This is a genomic window from Sinomicrobium halophytocola (assembly GCF_052983395.1).
In genome coordinates this window covers 16,020-35,407 of sequence record NZ_JBRKIT010000022.1, presented here as the reverse complement: position 1 = coordinate 35,407, position 19,388 = coordinate 16,020, and the positions used below count along the sequence as shown (strand labels likewise).

Annotated in this window: 19 protein-coding genes and 1 tRNA gene; 5 read left to right on the top strand and 15 right to left on the bottom strand. The window is 40.5% G+C overall.

Annotated features, from left to right (window positions below; all coding sequences use genetic code 11):
* From ACVBDY_RS07390 to ACVBDY_RS07380, 3 genes are all read right to left on the bottom strand, one after another.
* Positions 1–997, bottom strand: a 997-nt coding sequence (locus ACVBDY_RS07390) for a sigma-54-dependent transcriptional regulator (protein WP_447174825.1), incomplete at its 3' end; no start/stop codon positions are given.
* 89 nt (positions 998–1,086) lie between these two features.
* A complete protein-coding gene (locus ACVBDY_RS07385) occupies positions 1,087–2,058 on the bottom strand; it encodes a helix-turn-helix domain-containing protein (RefSeq protein ID WP_447174824.1) in 972 nt (323 codons plus the stop codon).
* Positions 2,059–2,250: 192 nt separating this feature from the next.
* Positions 2,251–2,324, bottom strand: a tRNA-Met gene (locus tag ACVBDY_RS07380).
* Between the two features lie 175 nt (positions 2,325–2,499).
* Between ACVBDY_RS07380 and ACVBDY_RS07375 the strand changes: the two genes are divergently transcribed.
* Together ACVBDY_RS07375 and ACVBDY_RS07370 are read left to right on the top strand one after the other, a co-directional pair.
* A complete protein-coding gene (locus ACVBDY_RS07375; RefSeq protein ID WP_447174823.1) occupies positions 2,500–2,883 on the top strand; it encodes an START-like domain-containing protein in 384 nt (127 codons plus the stop codon).
* A 57-nt stretch (positions 2,884–2,940) separates the two neighbouring features.
* Complete coding sequence (locus ACVBDY_RS07370) at positions 2,941–3,795, top strand: aminotransferase class IV (RefSeq protein ID WP_447174822.1); 855 nt, start codon at positions 2,941–2,943, stop codon at positions 3,793–3,795.
* A gap of 36 nt (positions 3,796–3,831) precedes the next feature.
* Here the strand turns inward: ACVBDY_RS07370 and ACVBDY_RS07365 are convergent, their stop codons facing one another.
* From ACVBDY_RS07365 to ACVBDY_RS07345, 5 genes are all read right to left on the bottom strand, one after another.
* The gene (locus ACVBDY_RS07365; RefSeq protein ID WP_447174821.1) at positions 3,832–4,392 is read right to left on the bottom strand and encodes a YqgE/AlgH family protein; all 561 of its coding nucleotides are present in this window, start codon (positions 4,390–4,392) and stop codon (positions 3,832–3,834) included.
* A 132-nt stretch (positions 4,393–4,524) separates the two neighbouring features.
* Positions 4,525–4,797, bottom strand: a complete 273-nt coding sequence (locus tag ACVBDY_RS07360; RefSeq protein ID WP_123214684.1) for an HU family DNA-binding protein — start codon at positions 4,795–4,797, stop codon at positions 4,525–4,527.
* A gap of 190 nt (positions 4,798–4,987) precedes the next feature.
* On the bottom strand, positions 4,988–5,935 hold the full coding sequence (fmt, locus tag ACVBDY_RS07355) for a methionyl-tRNA formyltransferase (protein WP_447174820.1): 948 nt from the start codon (positions 5,933–5,935) through the stop codon (positions 4,988–4,990).
* Positions 5,936–5,987: 52 nt separating this feature from the next.
* Positions 5,988–7,868 (bottom strand): RecQ family ATP-dependent DNA helicase, encoded by a 1,881-nt coding sequence (locus tag ACVBDY_RS07350; protein ID WP_447174819.1) that lies wholly within the window; start codon positions 7,866–7,868, stop codon positions 5,988–5,990.
* A 118-nt stretch (positions 7,869–7,986) separates the two neighbouring features.
* Positions 7,987–8,538 (bottom strand): AAA family ATPase, encoded by a 552-nt coding sequence (locus ACVBDY_RS07345; protein WP_447174818.1) that lies wholly within the window; start codon positions 8,536–8,538, stop codon positions 7,987–7,989.
* 404 nt (positions 8,539–8,942) lie between these two features.
* Between ACVBDY_RS07345 and ACVBDY_RS07340 the strand changes: the two genes are divergently transcribed.
* From ACVBDY_RS07340 to murA, 3 genes are all read left to right on the top strand, one after another.
* Entirely contained in the window at positions 8,943–9,230 is a 288-nt protein-coding gene (locus ACVBDY_RS07340; protein WP_447174817.1) for a DUF493 family protein, read from the top strand.
* A 182-nt stretch (positions 9,231–9,412) separates the two neighbouring features.
* Entirely contained in the window at positions 9,413–10,060 is a 648-nt protein-coding gene (locus ACVBDY_RS07335; protein WP_447174816.1) for a DUF4290 domain-containing protein, read from the top strand.
* A gap of 90 nt (positions 10,061–10,150) precedes the next feature.
* Complete coding sequence (murA, locus tag ACVBDY_RS07330; RefSeq protein WP_447174815.1) at positions 10,151–11,461, top strand: UDP-N-acetylglucosamine 1-carboxyvinyltransferase; 1,311 nt, start codon at positions 10,151–10,153, stop codon at positions 11,459–11,461.
* A gap of 729 nt (positions 11,462–12,190) precedes the next feature.
* Here murA and ACVBDY_RS07325 read toward each other — a convergent pair.
* The 7 genes from ACVBDY_RS07325 to ACVBDY_RS07295 all read right to left on the bottom strand — a co-directional run bounded on the left by ACVBDY_RS07325 (position 12,191) and on the right by ACVBDY_RS07295 (position 19,237).
* Complete coding sequence (locus ACVBDY_RS07325; RefSeq protein WP_447174814.1) at positions 12,191–12,610, bottom strand: hypothetical protein; 420 nt, start codon at positions 12,608–12,610, stop codon at positions 12,191–12,193.
* A 25-nt stretch (positions 12,611–12,635) separates the two neighbouring features.
* A complete protein-coding gene (locus ACVBDY_RS07320; RefSeq protein ID WP_447174813.1) occupies positions 12,636–13,244 on the bottom strand; it encodes a toll/interleukin-1 receptor domain-containing protein in 609 nt (202 codons plus the stop codon).
* A gap of 9 nt (positions 13,245–13,253) precedes the next feature.
* On the bottom strand, positions 13,254–14,141 hold the full coding sequence (locus tag ACVBDY_RS07315) for a DUF4231 domain-containing protein (protein ID WP_447174812.1): 888 nt from the start codon (positions 14,139–14,141) through the stop codon (positions 13,254–13,256).
* On the bottom strand, positions 14,138–14,725 hold the full coding sequence (locus tag ACVBDY_RS07310; RefSeq protein WP_447174811.1) for a TIR domain-containing protein: 588 nt from the start codon (positions 14,723–14,725) through the stop codon (positions 14,138–14,140). The genes ACVBDY_RS07315 and ACVBDY_RS07310 overlap by 4 nt, the downstream gene beginning before the upstream one ends.
* A 1,185-nt stretch (positions 14,726–15,910) precedes the next feature.
* Entirely contained in the window at positions 15,911–16,501 is a 591-nt protein-coding gene (gene rhuM, locus ACVBDY_RS07305) for a RhuM family protein (RefSeq protein WP_447174810.1), read from the bottom strand.
* 674 nt (positions 16,502–17,175) lie between these two features.
* Positions 17,176–18,435, bottom strand: coding sequence for an alpha/beta hydrolase (locus ACVBDY_RS07300; RefSeq protein ID WP_447174809.1), 1,260 nt, complete (start codon positions 18,433–18,435; stop codon positions 17,176–17,178).
* Between the two features lie 175 nt (positions 18,436–18,610).
* Positions 18,611–19,237 (bottom strand): hypothetical protein, encoded by a 627-nt coding sequence (locus tag ACVBDY_RS07295; RefSeq protein WP_447174808.1) that lies wholly within the window; start codon positions 19,235–19,237, stop codon positions 18,611–18,613.
* Positions 19,238–19,388: the final 151 nt, after the last annotated feature.

Sequence of the window (19,388 nt, the reverse complement as noted above, 5' to 3'; positions counted from 1 at the left end):
TTTCCCGTAACGGGGGGACATTGAGGGGAAATACGTTGAGCCTGTAATACAGGTCGATTCTAAAACGGTTTTCACCGATTTCCCGTTCCAGGTTTTTGTTGGTGGCCGCAATTACGCGGACATCGACGTTGATCTCCTTGTTGCCCCCGAGCCGTTCCATATGTTTTTCCTGGAGCACTCTCAATAATTTGGGCTGCATTTCCAAAGGCAGTTCCCCGATCTCATCAAGAAATATGGTCCCGCCATGGGCCTGCTCAAACTTTCCGATCCTTTGTGCCAGGGCACCGGTAAAGGTGCCCTTCTCATGGCCGAACAACTCGGATTCGATCAGGGTGGAGGGCAGTGTCGCACAGTTTACAATGACAAAGGGTCCGTTCCTTCGGGGGGAGAGCTCGTGTATGGCATGGGCCAATCTTTCCTTTCCCGTGCCGCTTTCCCCCAAAATCAGGACGGAGGTGTCCATGGGGGCCACCCTCCGGATCTGTTCAAAGACCTTCAATAGTGGCGGACTCTGTCCGATAATGTTCTCAAAGGCGGAGCGGTCCCCGGGACTATCCGGTCTTTGTCCCCCGGAAGCAGTGTCATCGGTCTTGGACAGTTCCTGTTTTTGGTTTTGGTGGTACTGTGCTATCTCAATGGCTATGAGCAGTTCTTTCTTGCGGTAGGGCTTGACAAGGAACCCATAGGGTTCCGTTATCTTGGCGGCATCCAGGATGGTCTTGTTGGAATTGGCGGAGAGATAAATGAACCCGATCCCTGCGGTTTTCAGTTCCCTGGCCAGATCGATCCCGGAAAGGCTGCCTTCCAGGTGGATGTCCAGGATGGCCAGGGTGGGATTCTCCTTTTGGATGATTTGCCTGGCCCTTGGAACCGAACTGGCAATTTCGCACACCTCGAACCCGGCCTCCCTCAGCATGAGCCTCAGGCCATTGGCAAGGATGAACTCATCTTCGACTATCAATATCTTATCATTGATCCCCATAAGTTGGTATTGCACTGGTTTTAATGCATGTAAGGAAAGAAGGTAACGAAATGCCAAGACAGGGCATTCTGGGTTTGGTGTGCCATTTCATTACTTCCATATCCTTAAGAAGTGGTACAAAGGCATTGTTTTCTATAGGCAACCGGAGCCATCCCCGCACGGCGCCTAAAGAAATTACTGAAATGGGCAGTTTCACTGAAAGATAATTGCCATGCTATTTCCTTTATAAGCAAATCTTCTTGTAATAAAAGTGTTTTTGCCAATTTAAATATTTGATCATCTATATATTCCCGAGCGGTTTTTCCAGTTTCCTTTTTTACAACGGCATACAAGTGATTGGGATGTATAAAAAGCAAATCTGCATACTCGGCCACTGTTTTCCTCTCGAAAACCCTATTATTATTGTTGATGGAATGCAACCATAACAGTGATTTGAATTTTCTGATAATTTCCTTAGGTTCATTTTTTTCAAGGCTGTTTTCTGAATCGGGGCCACTTGTTTGGGAGTCGTAAATACGCTTGATGCTCAAGAAAAATGCCTGAAGGTATACATTAACAATCACCAGGTCTCCCTTATCGGAATTGTAATGGTATTCATCGAAAATTATCCAAAAGAGTTCTTTTATGGTTTCTGCCTGATGGGCACTTATCTCCAGGGGCTTATTTCTTAACAGGCTTATTTCCAGAAATGGAAAACTTGTCATAATGGACAATAGCTGCCTGTTGTTCAACAAAAACTTTTCAGTGAACCGGATGAACAGACCATTGGTGACTCCCCTGAAATTCTTGACTTTATTGGGTTCCCCGGGTGATTTATAGAGAAGGTGGCCCAGGCCGTCACTGGCGTCATCCGGCGAATTGGAATGCCCATCAGTCTTAAAGAAAAGAACAATGGCAAAATGCTGGTCACTTGAATTTTTAAAAGGGACTATTTGGTGCAAGGGACAATTTTCAAAATGATTTACTTCGAAGTCACAAACAGTTTTGAAAACTGTTTTCGGCAAGGCATTAACAATGTCATTTGCTACGACCATGGTCCATGTTTTATTGAACCGGCCGTTCAAATTACATGCCATTGTTTTATTGTGCTGAAAGTCAATAGTATATTATGTGTTCCGAATAAAAAGAACGACGATATTACGTTGTCAAAAAGTATCGGCCAACGATATATAGTGGCGGTTGGTCAATCGTTTTGTCCCGTTCGGATGCCGAAATGATCCTGTTTCGATATCAAAAAAGGCTTTCGGAAAACCGAAAGCCTTTTTCTGTAGCGAAGACGGGATTTGAACCCGTGACCTCAGGGTTATGAATCCTGCGCTCTAACCAACTGAGCTACCTCGCCATTTTTTAAAGACCGTTTTTTCGCTGAAGTAGCAGCAAAACTGTCTTTGCGGCTGCAAATATAGAAACAAAATCGGGTACGGCAAACACATAATGAAAAAAAAATATTTTATCATTTTCGGTTAGGTTTTTTGTAAGAAATAATTATATTGTCGTTCTTTAAAAAAGGAACAGATATGCAGGATAAAATAAAATACGAACTTGAATTTCAAATACATTCTTCGCCCCAACTCTTATATCAATATATATCCACACCCTCCGGGTTGTCCGAATGGTTTGCCGATAATGTAAACTCCAGGGGAGAAATATATACCTTTATATGGGACGACAGCGAAGAGAAGGCCAAGATGGTAAGGAAAAAAAGCGGGGAATCCGTTAAATTCAAATGGCTTTCCACCGAAGATGATGCCTTTTTTGAATTTAAGATCGTAGTAGATGAAATAACCAAGGACGTCTCGCTTATGATTACCGATTTTACCGAAGAAGACGAGCTCGACGAAGCAAAAATGCTATGGGAAAACCAGGTATCCGATCTGAAGCACGTTCTGGGTTCTGCGTAAGGTTATTTATGTTTTTACCAGTATATTTGCCCTGAATAAATTTTCAGGGCTTTTTTTATGGTTAATTTCAACGGCGACTTACTGCCTTCCACATCACACTTCTTAAATCAGGAAAACCGGGGCTTGCGTTATGGAGACGCACTTTTTGAAACGATCCGGGTAGTAAATTCGAAGATATTCTTCTGGGAAGAACACTATTTGAGACTTATGGCATCCATGCGGATACTCCGGATGGAGATCCCGATGGATTTTACTATGGAGCACCTGGAAAACGAGATAAAGAAAACGCTGGAAGCCAATACAATGGCTGATAAGGCGGTACGGGTAAGGCTGGGAGTGCACCGCGAAGGGGGGGGACTGTACCTGCCGGAATCCAGGGGTGTGGCATATATTATAGAAACCCGCCAGCTGGACAGTCCTTTTTATATGCTTAGCGGAGAATCGTGCACGGTAGAACTGTTTAAGGATCACTGGGTGAATTCCGGTTTGTTGTCTACACTGAAGACCAATAACAGGCTTGTCAATATCCTGGCTGCTGTTTATGCGGAAGAAAACGGTTATGAAAATTGTCTTCTCATCAATGAAAAGAAAAATGTGGTGGAGGCCATAAACGGGAATATTTTCCTGGTCAGGGGAAATACCATAAAAACACCGCCGCAGGAAGATGGCTGTATTAACGGTATATTGCGAAAACAACTGCTGAAAATACTGTCTAAACTGGAAGGATATACCGTAGAGGAAGCTTCTGTTTCACCGTTTGAGCTGCAAAAAGCGGATGAATTGTTTATTACAAACACGATTACGGGAATACGCCCGGTTACCAACTACAGGAAAAAACAATTCCGGACCGATGTAAGCAGGGACCTTCTCGGAAAACTAAACATGCACGTACGCCTTGAAGGCAGCAAATAGAAAAAAGCGGGGGGGTAGTGGCTTGCTTTTTGGAAATCAGTTCAGATTCGGGTTTTCGGGAGCATTGGACCATAAAAGGTAATCACCGCCGAATTCCACCATTTTTTCCTTCCAGAAGGAAGAGGCGGATTTACGGATAACACTGCTTTTATATGTGTTTTCCGATACGATCCAGGAGTTGGATTGTAACTCCTTATCCAATTGAAGCGTATCCCAACCGGAATATCCCAGAAAGAATTTGATATCGGAACTTTTAATCCCACCATTATTTATCTGGTCTACAATAACCTCAAAATCACCTCCCCAATAGATCCCATGAGAGATCTCGATGCTATTGGTAATGAGTTGCGGTACCTTATGGATAAAATAAAGGTTATCCTGCTCAACAGGACCACCGTTATATATTTTGAAAGACCTGGTGATTTCAGGAATGAGTTCGTTTAAGCGAAAGGAGAGGGGTTTGTTGAGGATAAAACCTATAGACCCTTCATCGTTGTGTTCTGCGAGCAGGACTACCGACCGGTTAAAAGAAACATCCCCTATGATAGAAGGTTCCGCGATCAGTAAATGTCCTTTTTGTGGTTTTAGAGCAATCATAGGCATTTTATTTCTTTAAATCTAAAGAAAAAAATGATAAAAACAAATTTTCCGCTTGAGAAATTGAAGGTAGGAGATAAAAAAACACCTGCTTTTACAGGTGTTTGCCATTTATCTTAAAAGAGGAGATTATTAATTAACGGCTTTGCTCAATTCAGCTCCCGCTTTAAATTTAACCACTTTTTTAGCAGCAATTTTGATGGTTTTTCCAGTTTGAGGGTTTCTTCCTTCCCTGGCAGCTCTTTTTGAAACTGACCATGACCCGAAGCCTACCAAAGACACTTTATCTCCCTTTTTTAAGGTTTTTTCAATACTTCCTAAGAAAGATTCCAGAGCCTTCTTAGCTGCAGCTTTGGTGATACCGGCATCAGCAGCCATGGCATCAATTAATTCTGTTTTGTTCATAATATAAGAATTTAAAAAATTAACTGTTGGTTAAACATCGTTTTAAAAATGGTTACACAAATTTATACGGATTTCATTATAACGCAAGTAAAATAAGGGGAAATCCCCTTTTTTGTTGATAACTTCGGAAAATTGTTGATAAAGTGTAGCCTTTTTCTTTGCTTATGCTGAGCCCAGTAATTATAAGCCCTTAGCTCACATTGGCTTCCGTTCCGAAGGTATGTCCGTTAAGTATATCCGAAATATGCATTTTCCGCTTTCCGGGCATTTGTATTTCAAACAACCGGATAAATCCGTTCTTCACCGCAATTTTCACTTCGTTCTTTCCGCTAATTACTTTTCCGACAGGCTTATTGTGTTCTGTTTTTTCCTTTTCCGCACGGAATATTTTTATCTGTTCGTCCCTTCCATCATCAGTCAGTGTTGTCCATGCCCCGGGATAGGGGCTAAGCCCGCGTATGTGATTGTAAATATCTTCTATGCTGCTGTTCCAGTCAATCTTACAGGTGTCTTTATGGATCTTGCCGGCCGTTTTCAGTGTTCCGGGTTCTTCCTGTTTTTGGGGAGTCACTTTGCCCGTCTCTACCTGCCGTACGGTAGCAAGTACGAGCCCGGCCCCGATGTCCATCAGCTTGTCGTGAAGGTCTCCCGCGTTTTCTTCGGGATCTATATTGGTTTCTGCCTGCATAATGATCTCCCCGGTATCTATTTTGTCATCGATAAAGAAAGTGGTCACCCCGGTTATCGTTTCACCGTTCATTATTGCCCTGTTAATGGGCGCGGCTCCCCGGTAGTCGGGCAGGAGGGAAGCATGGAGATTAAAGGTGCCGTATTCGGGCATTTCCCATACCGCACGGGGCAGCATGCGAAAAGCAACCACCACCTGCAGGTTGGCCTGCAAAGACCGTAAGACGGACAGGAACTGTTCGTCCTTTAAATTTTCGGGTTGGAGGATTGTAAGGTTTTGTGATACGGCATATTTTTTTACGGCGGATTCCTGTATCTTCCTACCCCTTCCGGCGGGCTTGTCGGGCGCTGTTATCACCCCAACGACATTATAATCGTTCTCTACGAGTTTTTTGAGGGTTCCCACGGCAAAATCGGGAGTTCCCATAAATACAATTCTCAGGTTTCTCATGGTTCTCGGTATTGGGTATAAAGTCCGGGAAGAGCATACAGCCGTTAATCCCTTACTTTACTTCATATTCGTTTTTATCGTTTATACGTATCTTTTCGGCTTCCAGCAGTTTTTTTAAAACATCAAGCACATACTTTTCCCTGAAGGTAAGTGTTTCTGTAAGTTCCCTGGAAGTCATCGCTTTTTGCTTAAGGGCCTTCAGGGTTTCTTCTTCGATGATCTTTAAGACTTCGCCCGAAATCCCGTTTTGTTTTTTACGGATACATACGGAGCATATCCCGCATTCCGTACCGTTATTTTCATCGAAATACGAAAGTATCCGGATGCTTTTACAGGTTTTGTCATCCTCTATATAGCGGATCACGGAGTCTACCTGTCCGTATTTCTGCTTATTCTGTTTTTTAATGTCTTTGGCAATGACATTTATGGTAATATCATCTTCGCGGGGCACAAGAAAGGTGATCCGGGCGTCCGTATGCTCCGCGTTATAGGAAATAATCCCGTCCCTGTCCAGTTGTTCCAGCACGGTGATCACCCTTTTCTCTTCCGAAGCGGTCTTTTGTGCCATCAGTTGCGGATTCACCGTGGTTTCGTTATCAAATATACCACCGTAGGTGCGTAGGATGGCCTGGATGATGTGTTCCGAACGCGGGTTTTTATCCATGTACATAAACAACTGGTGGTTGGTTACGGTGAATTGCACGGTGGTTTTCCGTTCGAATTGCTCGGAAAGCGAGATCACGGAATTCCGGTCCAGTAATTTCAGGCCGTTATACGTAAGTACCGGGTTTAAATGGTAGGTGGAGCAAAAATGATTAAAGTGGAAGGAAAAGGTGTTGTTCTCTCCTTCACCATAGGATACCTGAAAGTAACTGTTCAGTTTTTTGTACAGCAATTTAATAAAAGTGACATCCGGAAGATTATCCAGGAACTGTTTTTTCAGGTAGTGTTCGTCCTGGCTGTTTTTGAGGATTACGGCAAAAGCTTTTTCTCCGTTTCTGCCTGCCCTTCCTGCTTCCTGGTAATAACTTTCCATGTTTTCCGGCAGGTGCATATGAACAACCGTTTTTACGTCCGGTTTATCGATCCCCATCCCGAAGGCATTGGTGGCTACCATCACCTGGATAGTGTTGTTCAGCCACTGGCGGAGTTTATCGTTTTTATCTTCCGGGCTGATTCCCCCGTGGTAATAACCGGCAGTGATGCCATTGGCGTTAAGATGCGCGGCTATTTCGGATGTAGCCTTGCGGTTACGGACGTATACGATGGAAGACTCCTTGTTTTTTCTTAGTATTTGTTTGAGCCTGTACAGTTTGTCTTCTTCCCGGAAAACCATATAAGCTATGTTGGTGCGGGCAAAAGACTTCCGGAATACGGTAGCATCCTTTATCTCCAGGTTTTCCAGGATGTCGTCCACAACTTTTGCCGTTGCGGACGCGGTGAGGGCAACAGTGGGTACCTTCGGAAATATCTCCTTCAGTACCGCACAATTGCGATAAGCGGGACGAAAATCGTTTCCCCACTGCGAAATACAATGGGCTTCATCGATGGCAACCAGGTTTACGGGCATCTGGCGGATCCTTTCCAGGACCATTTCCTGCTGGAGCCGTTCGGGGGAAAGATAGAGAAATTTGTAATTGCCATAAATGCAATTGTCCAGTATACTGTCTACTTCGTCATATTTTAACCCTCCGGCCAGGGCCGCGGTTTTGATGCCTTTGGCCCTGAGGTTCTCCACCTGGTCGCGAATAAGGGCCACAAGGGGGGAAACAACAATGCAAATGCCTTCCCGGGCCAATGCGGGCACCTGGAAACAAACAGACTTCCCACCACCGGTAGGGAGGAGCGCAAGCGCATCCTGTCCGTCCAGTAAAGCATTGATAATCTGCCGCTGCGGATGCCGGAAGGAGTCGAACCCCCAGTACTTGTTCAATATTTGAAGCGGTTCTATCGTAGCTCCGGTTTTTTAGGGTTTTACATTTTCGGGATATCTCCCTTTATTTATTTTGACAGGCCGTAAATAATGCACTTCCGGGCATTTTTTTATCTGCTCACCTGCGGAGGATCATTTCCATGTGTTCCAGTATAAAATCCGCCCTGTAGGGGATGGCCCCCGTAGGAACTTCTATAAGATTATAACCGTAACTTTCATAAGTAACTTTTATAAAACGGTGAATGGCTTCGGCCTGTTTAAAGTTTTCATAGCGTTCTTTATCGGAAACATAAATGGCTTCCCAGGGGGGAAGTAAAAATACTTCATCGTATTTACAATACCGGCACGTTTCCCTGAAAAAATCCGGATAGGCGGAACCGGCATAGTCCATATAGGCCAGAACGTCCGGCACACCCCGGTCTATAAAAACCCTTTCGGCCCCGAGCTCTGCGGCATCCGTAAATTGCTTTTTTCGTCCTTCCAGCAATCTGGTACTGAACAACAGCGGTTCCGTCAGGAATAATTGATCTATACCTTCTTCCTGTGCCTCGGCTGTGACCTGCCGGGATATTTCCGGAAAACAGGTGAGTCCTCTCCGGGTAAATTCATCCAGTACCGATGATTTTCCCGTTCCCGGGCCGCCTGTAATGACAATCTTCTTCGTATTCACCGTATTTTATTGGTCTCGGTTTCAGGTTTAAAACCCCGTTTCCGATAGTTATCGGGTTATTTAGTTGATGAGTTAAACAGACATTGGGCACCACCTGACCAACTGAATACCCTTGTTTTACAATTATTCATGGATGTGTGGCTAAACGGACTTTCAGTCTGTTCCAAACTTACGGACATTAAACCCGTATAGCAGTTCGGTAAAAAGTGCAAAATAAGGAAATGCCGGTGTAACTAAAAAATGAAAATAGCTTTGGGAGTGTATATTATCCTCGATTTTTATGTTTTTTGTCCCTGGGTCCCCGATTTTTGTCTTGCGTGTGGTTTAACGTAATATACCCGTGAAAATTCCGTTAGAAGATGTATCTTTGCAAGATACTATACTTAATATTTGGAAATTCAGACATGGGTTCGGAAAAGGAAGAACAATTCTACGAAAGACTAAAAGAAGAATTAAACAATACCACGACCTGGCCATCCAGTTATTTATACAAATTCATAATTCCTACAGACAAGGATAAAATAACCCGGATCGAGACTATTTTTGATAACAAAGGAGCGGTGATAACCAGAAAGAAATCCTCCAATGGTAAATACACTGCAGTTTCTATTCAGCTGATTATGGAGAGTGCGGATGCGGTAATAGAAAAATATCAAGAGGTAGGTAAGGTAGAAGGAGTGATTTCTCTTTAAGCAGGAAGAAATACGTATCCTGTGAAATCAGACATTCTTTTTAGTGATGGGTATACGCCGGATAATAGAAACGTCTTTTGATCCGGTTTTGGAAAAAAATTAGTATTTTGCACTCATTATTTTACTTCGCCCCATAATTAGTAGTACTTCAATAACAATAAATTTTAATACCTTATAATATTTTGACGGACAATTTAGAGTATAATACAGAGCGTGAGAGGCTCATAATTCCCGAATACGGACGGCATATACAGAAGATGATAGACTATGCCATTTCCATAGACAACCGGGATGAACGCAATAAGGTTGCCAGGGCCATAATTGGTGTTATGGGAAATCTTAATCCTCACCTGCGGGACGTACCTGATTTTCAGCATAAACTCTGGGATCAGCTTTTTATCATTTCCGATTTCCGGCTCGATGCGGATTCTCCTTTCCCCAAACCGGAAAGAGAACTCCTGGAACAAAAGCCCGAACCGTTGGATTACCCGCAAAACCATCCGAAATACCGTTTTTACGGTAATAACATCAAAAGGATGATAGACGTGTGCAACAGCTGGGAAGAAAGCGACCTGAAGGAAGGATTGAAATTCACTATTGCCAATCACATGAAAAAGAGTTTCCTGAACTGGAATAAAGATACGGTTGAGGACGATGTTATTTTCGGGCATCTTTACGAGTTGAGTGATGGTAAGATCAATCTTGCCAAATGGGAAGAAGACCTGTCGGACAGTGATGACCTTATGCGGGGGAAACCCAAGCACAGCGGGAAAACCAATCAGAAAAACCGGAATACCGGGAAGAACAACCGCGGTAAAAAACGCTACTAAAACTTATTATCAAATCCCGATTTCAATTTCACTTCGATCTCTTTAACGGAAAGCAGGGAAATGAAATTTTTTAAATACCATGGTCTTTAAATGGGTATATTCAAAATAGAAGGAGGTCATACCCTGCAAGGGGAAATTATCCCGCAGGGGGCAAAGAACGAAGCTTTACAGATATTATGTGCCGTTTTACTCACGGAAGAAACGGTTACCATTCACAATATTCCCGATATACTGGATGTCAATAAACTGATAAACCTGCTCGGAAGCCTGGGGGTGAAAACCGAAAAACTGGGCAAAGGAGCGTATAGTTTTACGGCAGACAATGTGGATCTGGATTATTTACAGGCAGAACAGTTTAAGGAAGACGGCAGGGGACTCCGGGGATCGATCATGATCGTAGGCCCGCTGCTGGCCAGGTTCGGCATGGGATATATTCCTAAACCGGGCGGGGACAAAATAGGCCGCAGGCGACTGGATACGCATTTCGAAGGCCTTATAAAACTCGGTGCAAAGTTCCGCTATAACCGCGAAGAATATTTCTACGGTGTGGAAGCCGAGAGACTTCACGGAACGTATATGCTGCTCGACGAAGCTTCCGTGACCGGTACGGCCAATATAGTGATGGCCGCTGTTCTGGCGGAAGGTATTACTACCATCTACAATGCCGCCTGTGAACCCTACCTGCAGCAACTCTGTAATATGCTGAACCGGATGGGGGCTAAGATAAGTGGAGTAGGGTCCAACCTGCTCACGATCGAAGGCGTGGAAAAACTGCACGGCACCACCCATATCATGCTCCCAGATATGATTGAAATAGGCAGCTGGATAGGCCTCGCCGCCATGACGCAAAGCGAACTGACCATTAAAAACGTCGGCTGGGGAAGCCTGGGACAAATTCCGAATGTATTCCGTAAACTCGGAATTACACTGGAGAAAAGGGACGATGATATTTACATTCCCGCACATACGGAAGGGTACGAAATACAGAGTTTTATAGACGGTTCCATACTGACCATTGCCGATGCGCCCTGGCCGGGCTTTACCCCGGACCTGTTGAGTATAGTACTGGTAATAGCAACACAGGCCAGGGGAAGTGTGCTTATACATCAGAAAATGTTTGAAAGCCGCCTGTTTTTCGTGGATAAACTCATAGATATGGGGGCCAAGATCATTCTCTGCGACCCGCACCGGGCCACGGTGATAGGCCATGATTTTCAGTCGAAACTGAAAGCCACCACCATGACATCTCCGGACATACGGGCGGGAGTAGCCTTGTTGATCGCAGCGCTTTCCGCCAAAGGAACTTCAACAATACACAATATAGAACAAATAGACCGCGGATACGAACATATAGATGAAAGACTCCGGGCCATAGGGGCACGTATAGAGCGTATATCGTAGTTTTTACAGGATAGAAAATTTAAGAAGAGCCGGATGATCTTTGGAAAGAAAGGTCATCCGGCTTTTTGTTGAATAGAATGCGGAGTACAAACTCGTTTATGGGATCAGTCTTTTAGAGTGGAGCCTTAATTATTATGTAAAATAGAAGAAAAGGAAAAAGTTAACTAAAATTATAATTTCCGGGATAGTGTGTTAGCCCGAATTTCTTTCTGATATAAAAGATCCGACATTATAGACCAGTGCATAATTTTAATATTCCGGATATTCGTGCGGAAACTTTCAAATACGCAAGTTTTGAATAAGTGCCTTTAGGGAGGAAATTTTAAGAAATCAGGATTTGAGAAATTTCCATGCAAAATGATCCACCTAATCATTATTACAGCCATTTGCTATAGTGCTCATATTTTCGATATTCCGTACCAATGTTCAGAAATTTTCATATACGCGAATTATGAGAGGGTAGGTTTTTGAAGGTAATTTGGAATAATTGATGTTTTAGTTTAAAATTTGTGTTGTTGGAGTGGGTTTTGAAATATTCTATTTTACATAATATAAATTATAGTTCAAATACTTGTGTCTTTTAATTTATACCATACTGGCTGCTATTTGCCCTATAATGACATTATGTATAATATAAAGATCCGGCTTTCCAAAAGTCCAGAATGAACTTATTGAAAACGCCAGTAAGAAATTAAAGGACGAAGTTATTGATTTTAAGAAGCGAGTGAATTATGGGAGCGGGAAATTTGAATAGTTATTCAAGTTATCGTTAGAAATATCTATATTTATATTTTTCCCGCTTTCTCCAAGTTCTTTGCATAATACTTGTATTGAAAGTCTAAGTAGTGCTGCCGCTCCACGAGGAGATTTAGAATGAATTGCTGTAGCCTCTCTATATAATTTAAGTACAGACTCGGGCATTTCAGCATTTGGAAATGGAGCGTTACCCGTTTCTGGATAGAATATTTTATTTTGTACCCAAAGTGTACTCTGATTGCAATGTTGACAACTGCCAATTCTAATATCATTTTCATTTGCTCCATAACTGTTTCCATTCCAATGAATACTCCACCAATCTTGTTTTGAGATGGTTCCACAGTGAGGACAAGTGTAAGATTTTGAAAATACTTCAGGTTCTATATGTTTCATGTTTTAAAGTTAATAGCAGTTATTTTTACAATTGCCAATTCAATATACTATCTAAAGGATGTGTCATTTTAGAGTTAGAAAAAATTCGGCTTTCATTTATTAACGATTTTTCTAACTTATTGTTAAGTTTTGAAATATACTCATTTAGACTTCGTGTTCCACGAATTATATGTCCAACCTGCATATAATCAGGTAAACTTCTTTCTGAAATATCCTTCAAAGTCAGAATGGATAATTTTAATCTGTCCGGCTTTTCATCCTCTTTCAAATTCTCGTCTAGAATTGCTGAATGCCCATATCCTACTTCAAACGGAACCCATTGCGATTTATACGTTTTTTCCGACACCACAACTAGCATATGTGTACTATTCTTTATTCCTTTTTTAATATTCTCCGTTATCAAAATTGGATTGCCAGATTGTGCTGCGTTTTGTAGTTCGGTATCTTCTTCATCTAAATAGTAGTCAATTTCAGCTTGTTTTAAATATTCAGCTATTTTTCTACACTCGGCTTTGTCTTCTCTTTTATGACTTAAAAAGACACAGGGTCTGTTATTTAATTCAGAGGAATTAATAGATTTTAAAAGCCAATGAATATGTTCTGAAAATTTTGCTTTATTATATCCCTTCTCCATTTTATTATTTTATTTACGTCTTTGCGCTAGCCATAAAGTGTGCTCTCTTGAAATTGCATTTTCCGAATCGAGTATGAACTTTGAAAGCTCATTTTCAGTTCCCACTTTACAAGATAGCTCTTTAATAAAATTAAGCTCTGCTGCTGCTGTTGTATATGCTTGTTTTAATTCTTGATGTTGTTTTATTTGTAGCCAGCTAATTGCCGCTGATGCCATAGTTGTTAAAAGTCCGACTACATTCCAATTACTACTAGGTTTAACTATAATGGTCATAACAAATATTAGTGCAGCAAATTGACAAGCAATTACTAACCAAAACCAACAATTATATCTGCGTTTGTTCCACTTGGCTTTATTAGAATACCACCCTTGCTGGTCTTCTATTCTGTTTTTTATATAATACTCCTTTCTTTTATTTGTAGACAGATTTCGTAATTCTATCATTTTTGGAGTAATAATTTCTTTGCTTAAAATTTTAGAATCCATAGATTTTGATAACTCATTAAATTCTCCAGCAAGCTCTCTAATTCTTTCAATAAAGCGTTCCTTAGCTACATTGATATCTATCCTTTTTTCAAAATATTCTGAACACATTATAAAACGCCAAGTAAGGGTTTTACTTGATTCTGCTAAAGCGCGACCTTGATACCAAATATCTTCATATTTTTTACTTTTCATAATTATTGTAAGAGCCAAAGCTGCTAATAGTAATAGTCCAGTAGTACAATTAATCCAAAATTTTGGCTGTTCATTTTGAAAGTTATGCACCGTTAAAAGAGCAGCGAATATCATTACAAATAAATCTGTACGGATAATATGTAAATAATTTCTTTGAGATTCGATTGAAACTTTATCTGATGCTTGGTAATAGTTAGGGAAATCTTGAATATCCATCATGGTCTTACTTTAGTTTTATTGGCAACTGGCTGTGAACGTTTATCAAAGGCTTGTTCTATGTAATATTCTGGGCTGATTAAAAAATAATCCCATTTTATAAGCACACAATATCTATCACTTTCAGACCAAGAACATTTTCCAAATGAAGGAATGTAGTAATTGTAGCTAAACTCTTTTATTACAGTAGAATCATTAATTCCAACATAATTGTGAGAACCACCACAAGTGGGACAATTGTAAGAGCCTCGATAAATTGTATCATACATTGAAGGTAGTACAACTCCTAAAATTCCATTTTTTGAATTATAGGCTCCATTATACAAAGATGCTTGCAATTCTTTTTTTATGTATCTCTGTTCATAAAGACCTAAATTTTCGGAGCTATTTTGACCAATTAAAAATATTGTAACCGTGGAATCTGACAAATAATCTTCACGAATCTTACGCATTATATAATCATCATCAAATGAATCAATTGGCTCAGTCAAGGATTTGTCTATCATTTCTATATCCATCCCATCTCGAATATGATCTTTATAGGCAATATCCTCTGTTTTAAAACTTATAAAGCATTTATGTGCCATTTTGCTGTTTATTGTTTATATACCGAATTTTATGTCTTGTTTTACATACTTTACAGGACAAGTTATCTAAAGCAAGTTCTTCTTAACAATTCAAATAGTTTGGGGGAAGGGTAATTAGTTTCGAGGGATTATAAATTTAGCATTTGATTTTTGGTATAAAACACATCTATAGGAATACTTTTCAACAGGGATATTAACATCATGAAAAATAGCAAGTTATAGACTTTTGTCCCATAATCTCCCTATGTACTAAATGAGGTATTAAAAATTGTAAAGAGCGGGTTTTAAAACCCGCCCAAATCTGACTTCACACAGTTTTTTGAATTACAATCTAATCACCAGGCTTATGCTTATGAGGCTTTAATTTAGGGTGTTTTGGTTTGTTAGGTGGTGTAACTCTTCTCCTTCTGTCAGGAGTACCATCCTCTTTCTTGGGCTTAGGCCCTGGTTTAATGGCTTTGATATTCATTCTAAGATAATTTTGATTAATGCTTTCAAAAATAGAATGAACGTTATAATAGATTTTACGGAAAACCACATTTATGATAGAATATTTAGTCTATATCACCCATTCCATACACATTCCCCTACTCTCCTACCGTCGCTCCGGGCAAAGAGTATTCCATTCGTTGGGTAAAGGATGTTAAGCAGAAAAACTTTTCAGAAGATTATAAAAGGCAGGATGCTTTTCCCCCAAAACAAAGTTACATAACGCAAGTACATTATAGTTCAAATACCTGTATCTTTAATTTAAATCAAATCGGCTGTATTTGCCCTATAATGATATTATGTAAAATATAAAGATCGGGCTTTCCTGAAGGCTTTTTAAGGACGGCCGGTATTTTAACTATAATTTGCCGTGGCGCCTGTGCTGAGCGCAGCCGAAGCATAAAATTGCCGCTTTGCCGACGTGCTTATTGCTTTGTAAAAATTAAATGCTTTGGCATTTATTTTCACACACAAATGCGAAGCATTCACGAACTCCTATAAAAAACAAATAAAAACAATGTGAGTAATTCCCAGCCGCCTGGGCAGCGCTAAAAAAGCAAGAACGTTTTGGCTGTTGCTTGATAATTACGCCATATCGAATATTTTGGCTGAGAAAAGTTTTTAAGGAAGTTTTGGCCAGCCTGTCCGTAACCGCTAAAAATTTTCCCTGCCGCATGCTCCTGGTTGTAAAATTTCTTAGCCGTATAGTTCAAATACCTTTGTCTTGTAATTTACCCAAATCGAGCTGTATTTGCCCCATGTGGTTAGTGAACTTTTGAACGAATTGTCCTTTTCATGTCCGAACAAATTGCTACCTCCAAATTTCTGTTTCAGGCCTTTAATAGCTTTGATACCTTCTTTATAGGTTATTTGAAAAACTTCATCCTCACTGATTTGCTCAACTGTCAGCTTTTCATGGTCATACTTATCTAAAACATCTAATGCATAGGTATAATCCGTAATGACCTTAAGCAGTCCGGTTACTTCATCATTGGTCAATGTTTTTTGATTTGCTACATTTTCGAGCAGTTTAACGGTTTGTTTAAGCTCTACGAGTTGTTGCTGAGTTACTTTAAGACGATTTTTATTTATCGCATAGCCTTTTACGAGATAGTCCCTTAAGCGTTGTGTAGCCCATTGGCGAAATTGGGTGCCTCTTTGGGACTTTACTCTATAACCAACAGATATAATAACATCAAGATTATAATGTTCAATTTGCCTCTCCACCTTTCTCCCTCCCTCATTTTGAACTGTCGCAAATTTTGCGACAGTTGCTTTTTTGTTCAACTCACCCTCCTTATATGTATTATTGATATGCTTGCCAATGGTCTTAATATCCCTATCAAATAAAAAAGCAAGCTGATGACGGTTGAGCCTACTGTTTCTTCTTCAAACCTAACTTCAATTTGAGTTTCTCCATCTTTACTTTGATATATCTCTATACCACTATTCGCCATCATATTTCTGTTGTATATATTTAATAGGATATTCTATAGGGCATTATCCTTCATAACTAAAGAACTACCAAATATACAGAATTTCAAAAGGCTATAAATTATGGAAACTACATGGAAATTTAGGCTGAACAACCCATTCCACACACATTGTCCTCCCCTCCTACTACCACTCCCGGCAAACCTGCCTGCCGGCAGGCAGGGAGTGTTCCATTACATTTTTAAGGAAGTTCAGAAAGGAAAACTTTTCAGAAGATCATAAAAGGCAGGATGCTTTTTTCTCAAATCGACGATAGGAGATTAGCTGTGCTGAACCACTGCGTTAGGTTTCACGAACTCCGCTTTATTCAAACAATAAGAGTGTGAGTAAAGCAAAGTCACCCTTCGGCTTTAGTTTATCCTTAGCTTGTCGAAAGGCTAAGGGCAGGTGCCGCGCAAGTAATTGTAGTTCAGATAAATAACTTTTATCGGCTAAAAGTAACCAATACCCATGTTTGCTCATGGAGCTTATTGTTTGTAAACATTCTTTTTTAGTTTTTCCAGGTGATTCAAGTATTGTTCCGAACTCGGTAATTCCAGTTGACGGGAAAGCTCGTAGGCTTTGGACAATGTCACCATAGCTTTTTCTATCTGATTATCGTTCTCGTATGCTTTTGCAAGTTCATAAAAAAAATGGGGGGAGTTGGGCCGTAGTTCAACGCATCTTTCTAAAATTTCTATACCCTCCGCTACCCTTTCTTGTTTTATCAGGTAAGGACCAATCAAGCTTAGCCTATTTCCACTATTCCATCGTTCTGCTCTTGGTAAAATCTGGAAGCCATATTTTTTTGATAGCCGTTCATAGTATTTATCCATATTATGCATGGCATTTCCCGGTTTGTTTACGATGTTTCGATACCTGGCAAACCATTCTTTTTTTGGAAAAACCATACCTAAAGCTTCGATCAATGCCGGAAGTGCCACATCGTAGTGTCCCTCATCGGGAAATAGTTTTGAGATATATTTAAAATTTTCCGATTCAAGGGGTGAAAGAATGCTGTCCAGTTCGATAAGGTTCTCTCCGATTTCGGGGGAGTTTCCTCCGCCATCACCATCTGCAGAGGTTACATACAGGTAGTTTTTTCTGCCGGGATAATTCTTCACTTCATCAGCAATCAAATCAATAAAACGTTCCCCTTTCGTATAGCCCATACCTAAAATATCTCCGGAAGCAATGGCAATGTGAGCGTCAAACAATCCCGGTTCCTTTACAAAAGTGTGATGAACATAAATGGAGGTAAAAGAAAGCCCCATGATGAGTCTAAAATCGTTAGCGCGGTATTTTGATTTGAGATAGGGAAAAAGTTCTTCTTTCAGGTGTTTGGTAAAAGGATCCGGGTTTTGGTCTGCTAATTTCTCCGTTGGCCAAAAGGTACTTCCATTGGTATAGACAGCGGGGATATATGACATGTTCAAAATGCTGACCACTATCGTTTCGGGCATCCTTTCCACGGAACTCAAATGCTTTACCACACCAGAAACCATGTAAAAGAATTCATCTTCAAGAAGTAGAAGTACGGGATATGTATGATCATTTGATACTTCATGGAAACTTTCAGGAAGATAAATATTCATCTTCCGGTTTTCATTTAAGGCCTCTGAATAAAAACTATCCTGCCGGGCAAAACTCAAAGGAATTGATGGATTTTGTTGACTAACCTGACCTAGGAGGACGAGGCTATGAAAATTCAGCAATACGATGCTGAGAAAAAGGTAGTTAAATTTCATCGTTTTCGTTTATGGTAAGCGGTGTCTTAATTTCAGGCCCATAAATCTCTTCTTTTCTTCAAATATACAGAATTTTATAAAGTCCGGATTTACGGGAAATTACATTAGAAATCAGGGTTAAACACCTCATTCCATACACATTACCACTTCGCTCCTACCGTAGCTCCGACAAACCTTACTTAAAAGCTCGTTGGTAATATTGTTTTCTGTTTCTTCCTAATGCTTTCCGGATACGCTTTAATCGTTTTTGAGCCAAACGATTCGATTTGCTTGTGGAATCCTTATCAAAAGTATTTGCGACAAATACAGCTTGGTATAAGGAATCTTTCAAATAAACTCTCATAATATCAATAGACCGGTTTATCTTTTTGTCAATTGTAGCGGTTCCCGCTTTATAATAAATATTAAAGATTCTATTTTTATCTTCCTCCTTCACATTATCGTGATGATCGACTAACACCCCGACAACCTGTCCAACAGTAGTATCTCTTGAAAAAGACATATATCCCGACGGGGTTTGAAGTGTGATATCATAATATGGGGCCGAATCATTTTCTATTTCCGGATAGCCGTTTATAAAAGATATTTCCGGATCAGGAAAAGTAGAAAGGGTATAAATCCCTCCCCTGGACCCCGGGAAACTCTGCTGTTTCCGTTTAATTATCTCAATCATTCCCTCCCGGATAGGACGAATCTCTTTATCATACCTGTATTTTTTAATTATGTCTGTCAGAAGGGGCTTAATCACAAATAATACTAATAGCAGGATAGTCCCTCCATATCCTAATTGCTTTTTATTCATTGATCCTACTCAATTTTTTAAGCAAATTACAGAACTTTTTAATAAATCTGAAAAAAGGAACTTACCGGGCTTACTAAATCGGATATTAAAAAACTATAAATACTCAGGGATAGTTTTGCTATGCGTGAGTTTGTCGAAATAATTTCATTCT

Coding starts and splice junctions, on each gene's coding strand:
- ACVBDY_RS07385 (WP_447174824.1), bottom strand. CDS start 2,058: ATGGCATGTAATTTGAACGGCCGGTTCAATAAAACATGGACCATGGTC.
- ACVBDY_RS07375 (WP_447174823.1), top strand. CDS start 2,500: ATGCAGGATAAAATAAAATACGAACTTGAATTTCAAATACATTCTTCG.
- ACVBDY_RS07370 (WP_447174822.1), top strand. CDS start 2,941: ATGGTTAATTTCAACGGCGACTTACTGCCTTCCACATCACACTTCTTA.
- ACVBDY_RS07365 (WP_447174821.1), bottom strand. CDS start 4,392: ATGATTGCTCTAAAACCACAAAAAGGACATTTACTGATCGCGGAACCT.
- ACVBDY_RS07360 (WP_123214684.1), bottom strand. CDS start 4,797: ATGAACAAAACAGAATTAATTGATGCCATGGCTGCTGATGCCGGTATC.
- fmt (WP_447174820.1), bottom strand. CDS start 5,935: ATGAGAAACCTGAGAATTGTATTTATGGGAACTCCCGATTTTGCCGTG.
- ACVBDY_RS07340 (WP_447174817.1), top strand. CDS start 8,943: ATGGGTTCGGAAAAGGAAGAACAATTCTACGAAAGACTAAAAGAAGAA.
- murA (WP_447174815.1), top strand. CDS start 10,151: ATGGGTATATTCAAAATAGAAGGAGGTCATACCCTGCAAGGGGAAATT.
- ACVBDY_RS07325 (WP_447174814.1), bottom strand. CDS start 12,610: ATGAAACATATAGAACCTGAAGTATTTTCAAAATCTTACACTTGTCCT.
- ACVBDY_RS07320 (WP_447174813.1), bottom strand. CDS start 13,244: ATGGAGAAGGGATATAATAAAGCAAAATTTTCAGAACATATTCATTGG.
- ACVBDY_RS07315 (WP_447174812.1), bottom strand. CDS start 14,141: ATGATGGATATTCAAGATTTCCCTAACTATTACCAAGCATCAGATAAA.
- ACVBDY_RS07310 (WP_447174811.1), bottom strand. CDS start 14,725: ATGGCACATAAATGCTTTATAAGTTTTAAAACAGAGGATATTGCCTAT.
- ACVBDY_RS07300 (WP_447174809.1), bottom strand. CDS start 18,435: ATGAAATTTAACTACCTTTTTCTCAGCATCGTATTGCTGAATTTTCAT.
- ACVBDY_RS07295 (WP_447174808.1), bottom strand. CDS start 19,237: ATGAATAAAAAGCAATTAGGATATGGAGGGACTATCCTGCTATTAGTA.